The sequence below is a fragment of the Thermococcus paralvinellae genome, assembly GCF_000517445.1.
Lineage (GTDB): Archaea > Methanobacteriota_B > Thermococci > Thermococcales > Thermococcaceae > Thermococcus_B > Thermococcus_B paralvinellae.
On the sequence record NZ_CP006965.1, the window covers coordinates 41,115 to 56,808 of the forward strand.

Annotated in this window: 15 protein-coding genes; 9 read left to right on the forward strand and 6 right to left on the reverse strand. The window is 41.1% G+C overall.

Going from position 1 to position 15,694, the window contains the following annotated elements:
• The first annotated feature begins 34 nt into the window (after positions 1–34).
• Entirely contained in the window at positions 35–1,735 is a 1,701-nt protein-coding gene (locus tag TES1_RS00210; RefSeq protein WP_144080619.1) for a 1,4-alpha-glucan branching protein, read from the forward strand.
• Positions 1,736–1,859: 124 nt separating this feature from the next.
• On the forward strand, positions 1,860–2,177 hold the full coding sequence (locus TES1_RS00215) for a P-II family nitrogen regulator (RefSeq protein WP_042679137.1): 318 nt from the start codon (positions 1,860–1,862) through the stop codon (positions 2,175–2,177).
• On the opposite strand, the gene TES1_RS00220 is transcribed toward TES1_RS00215, so the two are convergent.
• The gene (locus TES1_RS00220; protein ID WP_042679139.1) at positions 2,174–2,902 is read right to left on the reverse strand and encodes a hypothetical protein; all 729 of its coding nucleotides are present in this window, start codon (positions 2,900–2,902) and stop codon (positions 2,174–2,176) included. The genes TES1_RS00215 and TES1_RS00220 overlap by 4 nt on opposite strands.
• 162 nt (positions 2,903–3,064) lie before the next feature.
• Entirely contained in the window at positions 3,065–4,651 is a 1,587-nt protein-coding gene (locus tag TES1_RS00225) for a sodium-dependent transporter (RefSeq protein WP_042679141.1), read from the reverse strand.
• Between the two features lie 609 nt (positions 4,652–5,260).
• On the opposite strand from TES1_RS00225, the gene gdhA reads away from it, so the two are divergent.
• On the forward strand, positions 5,261–6,523 hold the full coding sequence (gene gdhA, locus TES1_RS00230; RefSeq protein ID WP_042679143.1) for a glutamate dehydrogenase: 1,263 nt from the start codon (positions 5,261–5,263) through the stop codon (positions 6,521–6,523).
• 79 nt (positions 6,524–6,602) lie between these two features.
• Here the strand turns inward: gdhA and TES1_RS00235 are convergent, their stop codons facing one another.
• Positions 6,603–7,766, reverse strand: coding sequence for a hypothetical protein (locus TES1_RS00235; protein ID WP_042679145.1), 1,164 nt, complete (start codon positions 7,764–7,766; stop codon positions 6,603–6,605).
• 138 nt (positions 7,767–7,904) lie between these two features.
• Here TES1_RS00235 and psmB point away from each other — a divergent pair, with 138 nt between their 5' ends.
• The 5 genes from psmB to rpiA are packed head-to-tail and all read left to right on the forward strand — an operon-like array spanning position 7,905 to position 12,915.
• Positions 7,905–8,528, forward strand: coding sequence for an archaeal proteasome endopeptidase complex subunit beta (gene psmB / locus TES1_RS00240; protein ID WP_042679147.1), 624 nt, complete (start codon positions 7,905–7,907; stop codon positions 8,526–8,528).
• A 17-nt stretch (positions 8,529–8,545) separates the two neighbouring features.
• Positions 8,546–10,492, forward strand: coding sequence for a beta-CASP ribonuclease aCPSF1 (locus tag TES1_RS00245; protein WP_042679148.1), 1,947 nt, complete (start codon positions 8,546–8,548; stop codon positions 10,490–10,492).
• A gap of 30 nt (positions 10,493–10,522) precedes the next feature.
• Positions 10,523–11,851, forward strand: coding sequence for a threonine synthase (thrC, locus tag TES1_RS00250; protein ID WP_042679150.1), 1,329 nt, complete (start codon positions 10,523–10,525; stop codon positions 11,849–11,851).
• Between the two features lie 47 nt (positions 11,852–11,898).
• Positions 11,899–12,222 carry a hypothetical protein gene (locus TES1_RS00255; RefSeq protein WP_042679154.1) on the forward strand — a complete coding sequence of 108 codons (324 nt, stop codon included), beginning with the start codon at positions 11,899–11,901 and terminating at the stop codon, positions 12,220–12,222.
• 3 nt (positions 12,223–12,225) lie between these two features.
• Positions 12,226–12,915 (forward strand): ribose-5-phosphate isomerase RpiA, encoded by a 690-nt coding sequence (rpiA, locus tag TES1_RS00260; RefSeq protein WP_042682605.1) that lies wholly within the window; start codon positions 12,226–12,228, stop codon positions 12,913–12,915.
• Positions 12,916–12,982: 67 nt separating this feature from the next.
• Here the strand turns inward: rpiA and TES1_RS00265 are convergent, their stop codons facing one another.
• From TES1_RS00265 to TES1_RS00275, 3 genes are read right to left on the reverse strand one after another with little or no spacing between them, the layout of a single operon-like run.
• Positions 12,983–13,288 carry a DUF6506 family protein gene (locus tag TES1_RS00265; protein ID WP_042679156.1) on the reverse strand — a complete coding sequence of 102 codons (306 nt, stop codon included), beginning with the start codon at positions 13,286–13,288 and terminating at the stop codon, positions 12,983–12,985.
• 31 nt (positions 13,289–13,319) lie between these two features.
• Positions 13,320–14,303, reverse strand: coding sequence for an alpha-ketoacid dehydrogenase subunit beta (locus tag TES1_RS00270; protein WP_320406866.1), 984 nt, complete (start codon positions 14,301–14,303; stop codon positions 13,320–13,322).
• Complete coding sequence (locus tag TES1_RS00275) at positions 14,291–15,295, reverse strand: thiamine pyrophosphate-dependent dehydrogenase E1 component subunit alpha (RefSeq protein WP_042679158.1); 1,005 nt, start codon at positions 15,293–15,295, stop codon at positions 14,291–14,293. The genes TES1_RS00270 and TES1_RS00275 overlap by 13 nt, the downstream gene beginning before the upstream one ends.
• A 150-nt stretch (positions 15,296–15,445) precedes the next feature.
• Here TES1_RS00275 and TES1_RS00280 point away from each other — a divergent pair, with 150 nt between their 5' ends.
• Positions 15,446–15,691: a biotin/lipoyl-containing protein gene (locus tag TES1_RS00280; RefSeq protein WP_042679160.1), complete on the forward strand. Its 246-nt coding sequence runs from the start codon at positions 15,446–15,448 to the stop codon at positions 15,689–15,691.
• Positions 15,692–15,694 lie beyond the last annotated feature (3 nt).

Below are 15,694 nucleotides of genomic sequence, written 5' to 3' on the forward strand. Positions count from 1 at the left end.
TCAATGAAATTTAAGCTTGGAGGTGTATTTTATGGTGAGGGGATATTTTACGTTTGTACTGCACACTCACATCCCTTATGTGAGACAGCACGGCAAATGGCCGTTTGGAGAAGAGTGGATATTTGAAGCGATAGCAGAGAGTTATATCCCTCTTTTAATGGAATTTGAGCGCTTAAAAAAGAAAGGTGTTGAGTTTCAACTGGTTATCGGGATAACACCGATTTTAGCGGAGCAGCTTGCTGATGAGTATATGAAAGCTGAGTTTGAGGAATATATGGAGAGGAAGCTCAACGCTATGCGTGAGGATTTGAAGAAGTTTAAAGACGCTAAGTTAAAGAAAGCTGTCGAATACATGCTCAATTACTTTGAAGAAGTCTTTGAGTATTGGAAGAGCATCAATGGTGACATAATTGGGAAATTCAAGCAGTTTCAGGATGAGGGATACATCGAAATCATAACTTCGGCAGCAACTCACGGTTATCTGCCTCTCTTGGGAAGAGATGAAGCAATTGAAGGCCAGCTCATAAATGGAATATTAACTTATGAGAAGCACTTTGGAAGAAAGCCAAATGGTATATGGCTCCCAGAATGTGCCTATCGTCCAGAAGGCTTTTGGCAGAGCCCAAGCAGTGGAGAAATTTTGTGGAGAAAAGGTTTGGAGAAGTTCTTGGAAAAGTACAACCTTAAGTTCTTTTTTGTTGAAAGTCATCTCATTGATGAAGGGCCTGCAAGCTTTGGTTATGGAAAAATCCTTCCAGCCAAGACTCCGAAATCAACGTTGAGACCATACTTCATAAAAGGCACAAACATAGCGGTCTTTGCAAGGAACAGGGAAACAGGGTTGCAGGTTTGGAGTGCTGATATTGGATATCCTGGAGATTTCTGGTACAGAGAATTTCACAAGAAAGCAGAGAAGAGCGGAGGTCAGTACTGGCGTGTTACTGGAAAGCATATTGATTTAGGGGATAAAGAGCCCTATGTTCCAGAAAAAGCTTTGGAGAGAGTAGAAGAACATGCAAGGCACTTCGTTAGTTTGGTGAAGGAATTGCTTGAAAACTATGAGAAAGAGACGGGAGAGAAAGGCATAATAGTTGCTCCATATGATACTGAGCTCTTTGGTCATTGGTGGTTTGAAGGCGTCAAGTGGCTTGGCCGTGTATTGGAGTTAATGAGCGAAGAAGGAATAGAAACAACTACGATTTCAAGATTCCTTGAGAGTTATAAAGGGGAGAGGTATGAGATAGAACTCCCAGAAGGTTCATGGGGAATGTACGGAACCCATTACACATGGTGGAATCCTGAGGTTGAATGGATGTGGGGACACATACACAAAGCCGAGGACAGAATGGTTGCTTTAGTGAGCAAATACCTCCATGAAGATGAGTTTGGGGATAGGGTCTTAGAGCAGCTTGGAAGGGAGCTTTTGCTGATTGAGAGCAGTGATTGGCCATTCCTTATAACAACTGCTCAGGCTAAAGAGTATGGAAAGAGGAGACTCCTTGAGCATGTAAATGCCTTCCACCGTCTGGCAAATGCCTTGGAGGAGTACTTTAAGAATAATGAATTCAAGGAGATGAAATTCCTAGAGGAGATTGAGGAGAAAGACAATCCATTTCATCCGATAAACATTGAGGTCTATGTCAGTGAAGAACCTCCCACTCTTCCTGAATACATAGAACCTCCAGAGGTTCCAGAAGAAAAAGAGAGTTTCAAGGAAAAGAAAAATCTGGAATAAAGACGATTGAAGATTTGAGTCAAATTTAAATAAATCTCCCCTTTTTCTTAAGTCTTTGCAAAATCTTTATTGTAAAAAGGAAACCTTTATCTTTATCTAAGTTGAAACTATGTTGGTGATAATTATGAGAAAAGTTGAGGCTATTATTAGGGAAGAAGATTTTGAGAAAGTTAAAAGCGCTCTTAAGCAGCTTGGCATCATTCCCCTGACTGTATATCCTGTTAAAGGTAGGGGTGTTCAAGGAGGAGTTCCACCTTATGATTTGTTGCCAAAACTCAAGATTGAAATTGTGGTTAAAGATGAAGATGTTGAGAAAGTTGTTGATGCCATAGTAAGAAACGCGAGAAGGGGAATCCCTGGGGATGGAAAGATCTTCATTCTGCCAGTTTATGATGCCATAAGAATAAGGACTGGAGAAAAAGGAAACGAGGCTCTTTATTAGAGAAATGCATGCCTGTGCTTGTAAAGACCATAAGCTGCATAGCTCAACAGTGTAAACTCAAGTACGCTTAGAACAAGAAGGAGAATCAATGTAGCTTGTGCAAATCCTATGCTTTTCCCTAGTGCTTCAGCAACTTTTTGCACTTCCTGTTGATTCATTAATGCCCAGATGCTGTATCTGATTGTCATGGCACCCATTATCAGTGGGATTGGGATAACAGCATATGCCAGCATTAGTCCAAGGCTTCCCCTCTTTTTCATACTAAAGAGTGACAATAACGCTGGTATTACTAATATCAATGCAGTTATAGCATATGCTGGTCCGAAAACACCCGATATAATGAAGAACGGGACTAATCCATAGAGATATGCCTTATAAACTTTATTGAGTTCTTTTATCTTGCCTGAGAAGTCATAAGGAGCGGCTTTTGAGTATCTGTTTATCCTCTCTACATCTCTAACATACTCTTTCTCTCCAAGACGCTCTATCCTTTTGTCGTATGTGTTGTTCTTCAGCTCAACAGCTTTTCTGTGGAAGAACTCAGCAAGTTCTACATTGTCAATGACGACATCACTAGAAAGCTCTTCAAAATTCCTTGCAGCTTCATCTAATAATCTCAAAACTTTCTGCTTATTTTTTTCTGAAAGTGCTTTTAGGTTTAACACCCTTTCTTTCGTCTGTCTGAGAACCTCTGCAGTCTCCTTAAGAATTCCTGGGCTCTTCACAAAATACACCTCCTAAATTTAAAAAGGAAAAGAAGAGGCTTTAAGCCTTTTGCTGTTGCTCAGCCTTGAGGAGCTTGGTAATGCTCCAGTACATCATGAAAAATATTGAACCCCATGCAAAGAGTAGGAAAGCTAAAGCACTGGCCTTCATTTTTCACCACCTCACACCTTGATGATGACTTCGTTCTTCTCAAGCTCTTCTCCGTACTTCTTCTTGATTGCTAAGTATGCTTCGATAGCACCAATGATGAGGATTATGAGGATTACTATTCTTGCTTTAAGGACTAGTGGCACTGCATCTGGGTATGCACCACCAAGGACATTCTCGACATAAGCTTTTGAGACGTGGAAGCTTAACGCACCCATGCTGTAGTAGTCCTTTGTGTTTCCAATGAGCAATATGGCCATGAATATTGGGGCGATGTACATTATAATTGGCTTGAACCACTCTGGAACGTTGATAAATGCACCCTTGTGGAGCTCCTCCCAGAAGTTGTCTGGCTTGAAGAGCCATACACCTACGATGACATCGAAGAATCCAAGTAGCACTAGGAAGTATGAACCAACCCACATGTCTAGCTCACTCAGGTAGACTAAGCTGCTGTCTAATGCCACTGGCAGTCCGAGGAGGAACAGGAATACAAACACAACCCATGTACCAACTTTTCTGTCAATCTTTAGGTCTTCTTCAAGCATTGCAACCAGATAGTTGTATGTTGCGATGGCTGATGTGAACCCTGCGAACCAGAGTAAAAGGAACCACATTGCACCGAATATCCTTCCTCCAGGCATGTGCATGAAAACGTTTGGCAGTGCCATGTAAGCTAATCCGACACCACCCTTGACTGCTTGCTCTGGTCCTAAGTATGCGAATGCGATTGGGATAGCTAATGAACCACCAAGGATAACCTCAGCAAACTCGTTAAGTGATACTGTTGCCAAACCGGAGAGAGCAACATCATCTTCTGGTCCAAGATAGCTGGCATAGTTGTGAATGATACCCATACCTAAGCTTAACGTGAAGAATATCTGTCCTGCAGCAGCTAAGCTTATTTTGAAGAAGTTCTCCTTCAATGCTGTGAAGTTGGGTGTCCAAATGTATTCTAAACCTTTGATTGAGCTCCATTCTGGTTTAACTGGTGAACCAAGGGTTAAAGCTCTGATAACTAGTAAGATAGCAAATACATACAACAGTGGCATCATTACCTTAACCCATCTCTCAATACCCTTGCTGACACCCTGTCCAACTGCTATGCCTAAGAGAACCATCGTTATACCCCAGAAGAATATGACTGCCTTGGTGTTTGCCACATAGCTTAGGAAGAACTGAACTGTGTCTTTTCCAAAGTAGGCTCCAGTTAAGCTGTAGTATGTGTAAGCAGCTGACCATCCGATAACTTGGTAGTAGTATGAGCTTAGCAATGATGAAACTGCGAATGCTAGCATACCGCCGATGATACCAAAGATTAATGCACCCTTTGGCTTTAGGCTTTCTCTTGCCATCAGGTAGAACATTGGTCCCAATGTACCGTGTCCGTATTTTCCACCGTATCTTCCTGTTGTCCACTCAATCCACATGACTGGAATTCCAAGGAAGAACAGTGCTATGAAATACGGTATCATGAAGGCACCGCCACCGTTGCTGGCAAGCTGGTAGGGGAATCTCCAGAAGTTACCGAGTCCTATGGCGTTTCCCGCCATAGCTAAAATCAAACCAAGTTTGGTTGCCCATCTATCTCTTTGCTCCATAGTGCTTCACCCCAATCTTTATATACCAAAATACTGCAGCAATGCTCAAATATTTGCAATTACATTATACTCTTGTACCCATTAATAAAGCTTTCTCTTTTTTGATTTCGGCAAAAGACGATTTACTCAAGCTTAAAAGTAAGTAAATGGCATCTTTGTCATTTTTTCAATACCATAGAGAAAAGTAAAAGATTTTTGGTCTTTTCGGTGGGATTTCCAGACCGTTTCGATATTTGTTCAACTATATGCATAAAAACTTTTAACATTCAATCCATAATTCCGTACTGCCCGATGATTGGAACGAGAGTGAGCTGAGCAATGATGACCGACTTCTCTCTGAGGGCTCATATTTTGTTATTTGTCAAAAAATTTCATATATTTGAAATTTTAGAGCATTAGTAATCTTTCATGTACATCGATGTATGTAAAATTAAATCTTCAAGCGTTTTTTTCAGCCGAAAAGTTTTGGAAATTTTTTAGTTTTGGCTGAAATTTCCTTATATAACCTTTTGTTTAGAAATAAGAGTTTTCCAGGCTTTTTCGGCGAAAGGTTTATATAGGTAATTGCCCAAAAATGTATCGCCAATCACCTAAATTGGAGGGATGAACATGGTTGAACAAGACCCATTTGAGATTGCTGTTAAGCAACTTGAAAGAGCTGCTCAATATATGGACATAAGTGAAGAAGCTTTGGAATTTTTAAAGAGACCCCAAAGAATTCTTGAAGTAACAATTCCAGTTGAGATGGACGACGGTTCTGTCAAGGTCTTTACTGGTTTTAGAGTCCAATACAACTGGGCTCGTGGTCCAACAAAGGGTGGAATTAGATGGCACCCCGAGGAGACACTCAGTACTGTTAAGGCTCTCGCTGCTTGGATGACCTGGAAGACTGCTGTTATGGATCTCCCATATGGTGGAGGTAAGGGTGGTATAATCTGTAATCCAAAGGAGCTCTCCGATAGAGAAAAGGAGAGACTTGCAAGAGGTTATATAAGAGCTATTTATGACATTATCAGCCCATACACAGACATTCCAGCTCCAGACGTTTACACTAACCCACAGATCATGGCTTGGATGATGGATGAGTATGAGATGATTTCAAGAAGAAAGACCCCAGCCTTCGGTATCATCACAGGTAAGCCACCAAGCGTTGGTGGTATAATAGCAAGAATGGACGCAACAGCTAGAGGTGGAGCCTTCACAGTCAGAGAGGCAGCCAAGGCTCTTGGATGGGACACCCTCAAGGGCAAGACAATCGCAATCCAAGGTTATGGTAACGCTGGTTACTACATGGCCAAGATCATGAGCGAAGAGTATGGAATGAAGGTTGTTGCTGTCAGCGACAGCAGAGGTGGAATTTACAACCCAGATGGACTCAACGCTGACGAAGTCCTTGAGTGGAAGAAGAAGACTGGTAGCGTTAAGGACTTCCCAGGAGCAACAAACATCACAAACGAAGAGCTCTTAGAGCTTGAAGTTGATGTCCTTGCACCAGCTGCTATTGAGGAGGTCATCACTAAGAAGAACGCTGACAACATCAAGGCAAAAATCATAGCGGAGCTTGCTAACGGTCCAACCACACCAGAGGCTGACGAGATACTCTTCGAGAAGGGCATTCTCGTAATCCCAGACTTCCTCTGTAACGCCGGTGGTGTTACAGTCAGCTACTTCGAGTGGATCCAGAACATAACCGGCGACTACTGGACAGTTGAAGAGACAAGAGCAAAGCTTGACAAGAAGATGACCAAGGCATTCTGGGACGTCTACAACACCCACAAGGAGAAGAACATCAACATGAGAGACGCAGCTTACGTCGTTGCCGTCAGCAGAGTTTACCAGGCAATGCTCGACAGAGGATGGGTCAAGAAGTGATCTTCTTCCTCTTTTCTTATTGTTCTTAGCTTATGAAATTAGCTTTTCTTTAGGATTAACATAAAATCAAAGAGAGGAATTAGGCCTTTGCCCAGTATTCCTTTTCTTCAATCATTGCGCTAATCATTTCATCTTCATCTTTGAACATAGTTCTCCTTGACGGATTTTGCATCCCATAGAACTCCATAAATGGGCTTGGTCTCCTCTTAAATGGATAGTAGAGGTAAATTGCTGCCAAAGTTCTGTAAGCCTCTGCCATTTCACTTATAACTCCAGCTGAAATTCCTTCAGCATAGTGATAGACAGCTATCGCCTTGCTTACGTCAACTAAATTAAAGTCCCTTTCTACTAACTGTCTTCTTAAAATGTCGGTTGCCTGCTCTATGTCTTCTCTATCAAGTTCCTCAACTTCTTCTCCATCAAAGATGTTCTTGATTTTGATTTTCCTTATTTCTGGATTCTTTTCGACTTGGTTGTCGTACTCTGCAACAATCCACCAGTCATCCAAAGCACCAGGATCGAGAACAGTAAAGTGCTTGCTGAGCTTTTCATAGAATCCTCTAACGCGGTGATAATACTCCTCTTCATGCCCAGTCATCGGGTAGCTGAGGTAAACGAGGGGCTTCTCTTTCTCGTGGAATATTAAATCTATGAACGTTTGATAGGGATGTCTTATTCCAAACTGAATGATATAGCGTACTTCTATCCCCTCTTTTTTCAGTTCGTGGATTAGGGTTTTAACGTGGTTTATTGCATCCTCACGCCACATAACTAAGGTGGTCAGCTTTATGTTATCCTTTTCATTTCCAAATCGTTCGAACCATTCTGGGTCGTTTATAATCCTTCTTCTGACGCTTAGAATATCATCAAGCATTATTACAACCCTATCTGGTTTCAACAGTTTTAAATTACTCAGTGTGAAGCCCAAAACGCTCCCGCTTCCCCACCTGAAGAGAGAAGGTGTTGAGACTAGGTGAAACTTTTTGTCACTTTCGTCTATATCTTTTCTGATTTTCTCAAAAGCTTCATCTCTAATGTCATTCATTAAATCTGGATGGCTTATTGCAAAGTCGAGAACATTTTTTCTTGTAATTTTAACCCCTCTGTCCTTTCCTACTTCTTTGAGGTATTCAAAAACATGATAATAAGCATAATTTTCTCCTTCCGCAAGTCTTAGGGCTTCCTCAATGTACTCATCTCTGCCGTTTAATGGCGGCCCGGTTAAAAGAATAACTTCTTTCATTTTCCCACCTCCATTGAAGATATTTGAATTTTTGTTAATCAGGTTTATAAATGAAATCCTAAAATGCGAAAACTTTAAATAGTATTTAGAGTTAGGGGGTTTTGTAGGAGTTCTATCTGTTCTACCATTGCTAAAGGGGTGTTGCACTTGAGTAAATTTAAAGGAACAACGACAGTAGGCATTGTTTGTAAGGGTGGAGTAGTGCTAGCAGCAGATATGAGAGCAGCCCTTGGAAACATGATTATGGCAAAGAATGTTACAAAAATCTTCCAAATTGATGAGCACTTAGCATTAGCAGGGGCAGGAAACGTTGGGGATATCTTGAGCCTTGTCAGAATGCTCAGGGCAGAGGCTAAGCTTTACAGAGCAAGGGTTGGTAGGGAGATGAGTGTTAAGGCTTTGGCAACATTAACAGCGAACATTCTCAATGGAACAAAGTACTTCCCGTATTTTGGTTGGTTCTTAATTGGAGGCTATGATAAAAAGCCGAGGATTTATTCTGTTGATATGGCTGGAGGAATGACTGGAGACAATTATGTTTCAGCTGGTTCTGGTATGGAGTTCGCCTATGCAGTTTTAGAAAATGAATACAAAGAGGGCATGAACATTAATGAGGGTGTTAAATTAGCGGTTAAGGCTATAAATACTGCTATTAAGAGAGATGTTTTTACAGGAGATGGAATAATGGTTGTTAAACTCACAAATAGAGGATACAAGGAACTTAGCAAAAACGAAGTTGATAAGATTCTTAAAAGTCTTTAGCTTCAGAGGTGAGTGAAGTGATAAAGAGGGAGAGCTTTGTAGATGACATATTGAAGGAAATGAGAGAGATTATAAACCAGATAGTCCCAAGAGAAGCAAAGATAACAGATATTGAATTTGAAGGTCCTGAGCTCGTTATTTATGTTAAAAACCCGGAGGCAATAATGCAAGACGGAGATTTAATTAAGAACCTTGCTAAGGTTCTTAAAAAGAGAATTAGTGTTAGACCTGACCCCGATGTTCTTCTTCCACCTGAGAGAGCTGAAAAATTGATAAAGGAGATTGTTCCAGCTGAAGCTGAAATCACGAACATAAGTTTTGATCCCTCTGTTGGTGAGGTTATTATCGAAGCTAAAAAGCCAGGACTGGTTATTGGAAAGAACGGCGAGACATTAAGAAAGATAACTCAAAAAGTTCACTGGGCGCCGAGAGTTGTTAGAACTCCACCTCTACAGTCCCAGACAATCTATTCAATCAGACAGATACTCCAAACGGAGAGCAGAGATAGAAGAAAGTTTCTCAGAAACGTTGGAAGAAACATCTACAGAAAACCAGAGCTTAAGAGTGAGTGGATTAGGATTACCGGCCTGGGAGGATTCAGAGAAGTTGGGAGGAGTGCTTTGCTCTTGCAGACAAATGAAAGCTTTGTATTGGTTGACTTTGGTATAAACGTTGCGACATTAAACGATCCTAAAAAAGCATTTCCCCACTTTGATGCCCCAGAATTTAGATATATTTTGAATGAAGGACTTTTGGATGCCATAATCATTACACACGCTCACTTAGATCACAGTGGATTATTGCCATACCTTTTCCGCTACAACTTATTTGATGGGCCAATTTACACAACACCACCAACGAGAGATTTAATGGTTTTGCTTCAGAAGGATTTCATTGAAATACAGCAGAGCAATGGTATTGAGCCTCTTTATAGACCTAAGGATATCAAGGAGGTTGTAAAACACACAATTACACTTGATTACGGAGAAGTCAGGGATATTTCCCCGGATATGAGACTCACATTGCACAATGCCGGACACATCTTAGGTTCCTCTATAGTTCACCTTCATATAGGAAATGGACTTCACAACGTAGCTGTCACTGGAGACTTTAAGTTTATTCCAACAAGACTATTTGAGCCCGCTAATGCAAGATTTCCAAGACTTGAGACATTAGTCATGGAGTCAACATATGGTGGTAGCAATGATTACCAGATGCCAAGGGAAGAGGCAGAGAAAAAGCTCATAGAAGTAATTCACCAAACAATAAAGAGGAAAGGAAAAGTGCTTATCCCGGCAATGGCAGTTGGTAGAGCTCAGGAAATTATGATGGTTCTCGAAGAGTACGCTAGAGTTGGTGGAATTGACGTGCCAATATATTTGGATGGTATGATCTGGGAAGCAACAGCAATTCACACAGCCTATCCAGAATACTTAAGCAAAAGCCTAAGGGATCAAATATTCCATGAGGGGTACAATCCATTCCTGAACGAGATATTTAAGCCAGTTGCGAACTCAAAGGAAAGGCAAGATATAATTGACAGCGAAGAGCCTGCAATCATAATAGCTTCGTCTGGTATGCTTGTTGGAGGACCAAGTGTTGAATACTTCAAGCAACTCGCTCCAGACCCAAGGAATGCCATAATTTTCGTCAGCTATCAGGCAGAGGGAACACTTGGCAGACAGGTGCAGAGAGGTCTTAGAGAGATTCCAACAATTGGAGAAGGCGGAAGGACAGAAGTGATAAAGGTAAACATGGAAGTTTACACAATTGATGGATTCTCAGGTCACGCTGATAGGAGAGAGCTCATGAGCTATGTCGCAAAGGTTAGGCCAAGACCTGAAAGGGTGATCACAGTCCATGGTGAGCCTCAGAAATGCCTTGACTTAGCATCCAGCATTCACAAGAAATTCGGACTCTCAACAAGGGCACCAAACAATCTGGATGCAATAAGGTTAAAGTAACCTTTTCACTATTTATCTTTTGGTGATAGCATGAGATGTCCAAACTGTGGGAGAGAGTGGATTTCTTTTGTTCCCCCTCAATGCTTATGCGATGAGCTACTTGAGATAACATATGATTACTCCAATGTTGATCCTAGAAAATGGAAAAAACGCGAGAAAGGAGTATGGAGGTATAAAGAACTTTTACCTGGAGTTAATGAGATTATAACCCTTAAAGAGGGAGGAACTCCCTTAGTGAAAGCTAAAATCGGTGAAGAGCTAAATCTTAACATCTACATAAAAGACGAGACCCGAAACCCTACGGGCTCTTTTAGGGATAGGCTTGTAACTGTTGGAGTTTCTTATGGTCTTCCTCATGCTGATAATGGTTTTATAGTTGCAAGTGATGGAAATGCTGCCGCTTCTTTGGCTGCTTACGCTGCAAGAGCTAACAAAGAGGCTTTTGTTGTAGTGCCAAGGAGGGTTGATAAAGGAAAGCTCATCCAGATGATAGCTTTTGGTGCGAAGATAATTCGCTATGGGGAGAGTGTTGATGAGTGCATAGATTATGCTAAAGAGCTTGCAAAGCTCAATGGTTTGTATGATATAACTCCAGAGAACAACATCATTGGATTAGAGGGGCAAAAAACTGTGGCTTTTGAGCTTTGGGAGGAAATAAACCCAACACATGTTGTTGTCCCAACAGGAAGCGGGAGCAACCTCTACAGCATTTATAAGGGCTTTAAAGAGCTTTGGAATATTGGAGCAATTGATGAGTTGCCGAGACTAATAGCTGTTCAGACAGATAGGTGCAATCCAATAGCAAGTGAAATTCTGGGGATAAAACCGAAGAGAGAGTTCACGAAAGCCCTGGGGCTTTATGTTAAAGACCCAGTAAATCGAGAGAGAGCAGTTAAAGCTGTGAAAGAAAGTGGTGGAACAGCTGTTATAGTGGGGGAAGATGAACTTGACTTAGGGGAGAGGATGTTAGCCAAAGAGGGAGTTTTCGCTGAATATGCTTCTGCTGTTGTAGTTCCAGCTCTCCTTAAGCTCAATGATGATGGATATTTTGAAAAAGATGACAGAATTGTCCTCATTGTCACTGGCTCTGGGCTCAAGAGCTACTACATAGAGGAGCGTGAGAAGTTTTCAATTGGTGGGACCAAACTTAAAATCCTAAAATTGCTGAAAGAAAAACCTATGTATGGTTATGAAATATGGGAGAATTTAGAAAAGCCAATGAAATATCAGGCTGTTTACCAGCACATTAAAGAGCTTGAGAGCTTAGGGCTCATAGAAGAAGCGTATAAGAAGGGAAGGAGAATTTACTATAAATTGACTGAGAAGGGACAGCGTTTATTGGAGAACTTTGAAGAATAGAAAGAATTTTAAAGACCTTTAAATACTAAGCCTTTTAGGTGGGAAACGTGAGAGTTGAAAATAAAGTGTCACTCGTCATCTATGCAATGGGAGCTTTAGGTGGAGTAATCAGTGGTGTGCTTTCTGCTAACGCTAATCTCGGCTACGTTGCTGGTTTACTTCTGTATTTCCTGACTCCCAAAGTGATTAAAGCAACCATTAAGGACCTCCCTGGAGAGCTGCAAGACGACAATGTTCTCCTTAGGAAATCATTTTGGGGCTTCCTGTTGTTCTGGTTCTACTTCACAATACTTGTATACAACATAGTGCTTCCACAACAACCTGTGTTCTACTCAAATCAGAGCTTATTGTATAACGCAACAAAGGGATGAATGATGAATACTGAGGAGATGAAAAAGCTGGTTGCAAAGGAGGCTTTGAAATATATTGAGGACGACATGATAGTTGGATTAGGTACTGGTTCCACAACAGCGTATTTCATCAAAATGTTGGGCAAAATGATTATGAACGAAGAGCTTTTTGATGTTTATGGATTGCCAACTTCATATCAAGCGAGAATTTTGGCTTTGGAAAGTGGAGTTCCTGTTGTCAGCTTAGACGAAGTTGATGCAATAGATATAGCCGTTGATGGGGCAGATGAGGTTGACCCGCATTTGAATCTAATTAAAGGCAGGGGAGCAGCTTTAACAATGGAGAAAATTATCGAGTACAGAGCTGGAACTTTTCTCGTTCTCGTTGATGAGTCCAAGCTTGTAGAATATCTCGGCCAAAAAATGCCTGTTCCGATTGAGGTAATTCCAGCAGCTTGGAGGGTTATAAAGGAAGAGCTTGAAGTTTTCAATGCTACAGCTGATCTCAGAATGGGTGTTAAGAAAGACGGCCCTGTAGTTACGGACAACGGAAACTTCATACTTGATGCTAAGTTTGAAAGGATTGAAGACCCTCTGGATTTAGAGATTGAACTCAACAATATTCCTGGCGTTGTGGAGAATGGAATCTTCGCAGATATAGCTGATATTGTCTTAGTTGGCACTAAAGAGGGAGTTAAGAAATTAGAGCGTTAAAAAGAGAAAATTAAAAAGACTTGGGTTTTGATTATTCTTAACCTGTCCATTTGGATTATGGGTTCAGTCACATAAAGAATTCATCTCCGCTCTTGTTTTCTAGGCCAGGGTGTATATCAAATCTAACAACACCTACTGGCACTTTGCCTCCTACAGCTTCAGCGATTTTTGCTACCCCAACATGTCCAAATCCGCCGCAAAGTTCAATTGCGGCAATTCCTTCATCCACAAGTTCTTTTGCCACCTCACAAGCTTCATTATAATTTTTAACTCCAACTACGTGGAGTTCTACAATCGGTGTTGCAACTACAGCTCTGTGCTTTTTAGGGTCTGCCTTAGGAGCTACAAATATAAAAGCAGCTTTCAACGCCATCTTTCCACCACCAAAAATTAAATAGGAAAGGTCAAAGAATTTCTTTGACAGCTTTTTCGATCTTTTCAGCACTTGGAATCCATTCTTTTTCTAGGGCCGGACTAAATGGAATTGGGGTTGCTGGGGGAGTTACAAGTTTAACAGGAGCCTTTAAGTATTCAAATGCTTTACTTGCAGCTATTGCCGCTATATCTGTTGCAAAGCTACATCTTGGATAACCTTCATCGACAACAACTAACCTTCCAGTCTTCTTTATTGAATTGACTATTGTATCGACATCTAAAGGAACTAAAGTTCTTGGGTCAACCACTTCGACGCTTATTCCTTCTTCCTCAAGCTTCTTTGCGGCTTCTAATGCTTTGTGAACCATTGCCGCTGTTGCAACAATTGTAACATCTTTTCCTTCCTTCTTAACGTCAGCTTCTCCCAATGGGATTGTGTATGGTTCTTCAGGAACTGGTCCTTTAATCCCGTAAAGGCCTTTATGTTCTATAAAGATTACGGGGTCGTCGTCCTCTATTGATGAAATTAGCAACCCTTTTGCGTCATAGGGTGTGGATGGCATGACCACTTTTAGTCCAGGGACATGAACAAAGAGGGCGTGAAGTGATTGTGAGTGTTGAGCTGCAGCTGCAAAGCCGGCTCCACAGGTTGTTCTTAGAACCATCGGAATTTTTGCTTTTCCACCAAACATATACCTCATTTTTGCTGCTTGGTTGAATATCTGATCGAATGTAACTCCGAGGAAATCTATAAACATGAGTTCTACTACCGGTCTTAGAAGACCTGTAGCAGCGGCTCCTATAGCGGCTCCAATAAAACCAGCCTCACTTATTGGTGTGTCTCTTACTCTTTCGGGACCGTATTTCTCATAAAGCCCTGCAGTTGCTCCAAAAATTCCTCCATATCTTCCTACATCTTCACCCATAATTATTACTTTTTCATCTTTTGACATTTCGTAATCCAATGCTTCGTTTATAGCTTGAGCGAAGGTAATTTCTCTCACCATTGCCATACTAACACCCCCTTAGTTGGGGTAGAAAACACGTCTTCCGTTAAATCCTCCTTTGTGGGCCATGGACTTTCCTCTGCAAATTTCACGGCTTCTTCAATTTCTTTCCTTGCTCTTTCCCAAACCTGCTCAAGTTCTTCTTTTGTAAATATTCCCTTTTCTAAGAGAACTTTCTCAAAGATCTTTATTGGGTCTTTGTTTTCTTTCCACCATTCAATTTCTTCTTTTGACCTGTAAACTTGTGGATCACCCTCAAAGTGTCCTCTAAACCTGTAGGTCTTTACTTCTATCAGTGTTGGACCTTCCCCTCTTCTTGCCCTTTCAATGGCCTCTTTTGCAACTTCATAAACTGCTAAAACATCCTGGCCATCAACAGCAACTCCAGGAATTCCATATGCCTTTGCTCTTTCAGCGATGTCTTTAACATTTGTATGCTCTTTTGCTGGAAGGGATATTTGGTATTGGTTATTCTCACAAACAAAAACAACTGGAAGTTTCCATATCGATGCTAGGTTCAAAGATTCATGAAAAGTCCCTTGGTTAGCTGCACCATCCCCAAAGAATGCAACTGCCACGCTATCGAGACCATTTAGTTTTATCCCCAATGCTGCTCCCACTGCATGGGGGATTCCACCACCGACAATACCATTTGCTCCTAATTCTCCTACATCTAGATCGGCAATATGCATTGAGCCACCCTTGCCCTTACAGCTTCCCGTCTTTTTTCCAAAAAGCTCAGCCATTGAGGCTTTAATGTCTCCTCCCTTTGCTATATAGTGCCCATGTCCTCTGTGGGTGCTTGTAATAAAGTCGTCTTTTCTCAAATGGGCCATAATTCCTGCTGCAATGGCTTCTTCTCCAGTGTATAGGTGTACAAAGCCTGGAACTTTTCCTTGAGCAAAGAGTTCTGCTACTCTTTCTTCATGAACCCTTATCCTAACCATAGTCTCGTACATCCACAAGAGAGTCTCTTTTGGGATTTCTTCCACTGGCATTTCGTTTCCCTCCAGTAGGTTTAGATTATACCCAAGAATAGATTTTACCAATGTCATTATCTGCAAAATTTATATATACGTTTTTCGCAAGAATTATATACAAATCACGAGTCAGTAACCTAAGAAAATTGTTATTTCGAGGTGACAACAATGAAAAAAGTAAATGTTATCATGCCAAAATTTGGTCTAACAATGACGAAAGGAACAATAGTAGAATGGAAAAAGAAAGTAGGTGAAAGAGTAGAAAAAGGAGAAGTTATTGCAACAGTAGAGTCAGAAAAAATAACTGGGGAAGTGGAATCCCCAGCAAGCGGTATTTTAGTTGAGATTTTACATGATGTTGGAGATGAAGTTCCTATAGGAGAACCTATTGCAATTATTGAAGTGGAAGAGTGATAG

What these genes read in the sequence shown, in the direction of transcription:
- TES1_RS00270 (WP_320406866.1), bottom strand. Translation starts at nt 14,303, where the DNA reads ATGGCAATGGTGAGAGAAATTACCTTCGCTCAAGCTATAAACGAAGCA.
- TES1_RS00280 (WP_042679160.1), top strand. Translation starts at nt 15,446, where the DNA reads ATGAAAAAAGTAAATGTTATCATGCCAAAATTTGGTCTAACAATGACG.
- TES1_RS00215 (WP_042679137.1), top strand. Translation starts at nt 1,860, where the DNA reads ATGAGAAAAGTTGAGGCTATTATTAGGGAAGAAGATTTTGAGAAAGTT.
- TES1_RS00275 (WP_042679158.1), bottom strand. Translation starts at nt 15,295, where the DNA reads ATGCCAGTGGAAGAAATCCCAAAAGAGACTCTCTTGTGGATGTACGAG.
- TES1_RS00225 (WP_042679141.1), bottom strand. Translation starts at nt 4,651, where the DNA reads ATGGAGCAAAGAGATAGATGGGCAACCAAACTTGGTTTGATTTTAGCT.
- rpiA (WP_042682605.1), top strand. Translation starts at nt 12,226, where the DNA reads ATGAATACTGAGGAGATGAAAAAGCTGGTTGCAAAGGAGGCTTTGAAA.
- TES1_RS00265 (WP_042679156.1), bottom strand. Translation starts at nt 13,288, where the DNA reads ATGGCGTTGAAAGCTGCTTTTATATTTGTAGCTCCTAAGGCAGACCCT.
- gdhA (WP_042679143.1), top strand. Translation starts at nt 5,261, where the DNA reads ATGGTTGAACAAGACCCATTTGAGATTGCTGTTAAGCAACTTGAAAGA.
- thrC (WP_042679150.1), top strand. Translation starts at nt 10,523, where the DNA reads ATGAGATGTCCAAACTGTGGGAGAGAGTGGATTTCTTTTGTTCCCCCT.
- TES1_RS00235 (WP_042679145.1), bottom strand. Translation starts at nt 7,766, where the DNA reads ATGAAAGAAGTTATTCTTTTAACCGGGCCGCCATTAAACGGCAGAGAT.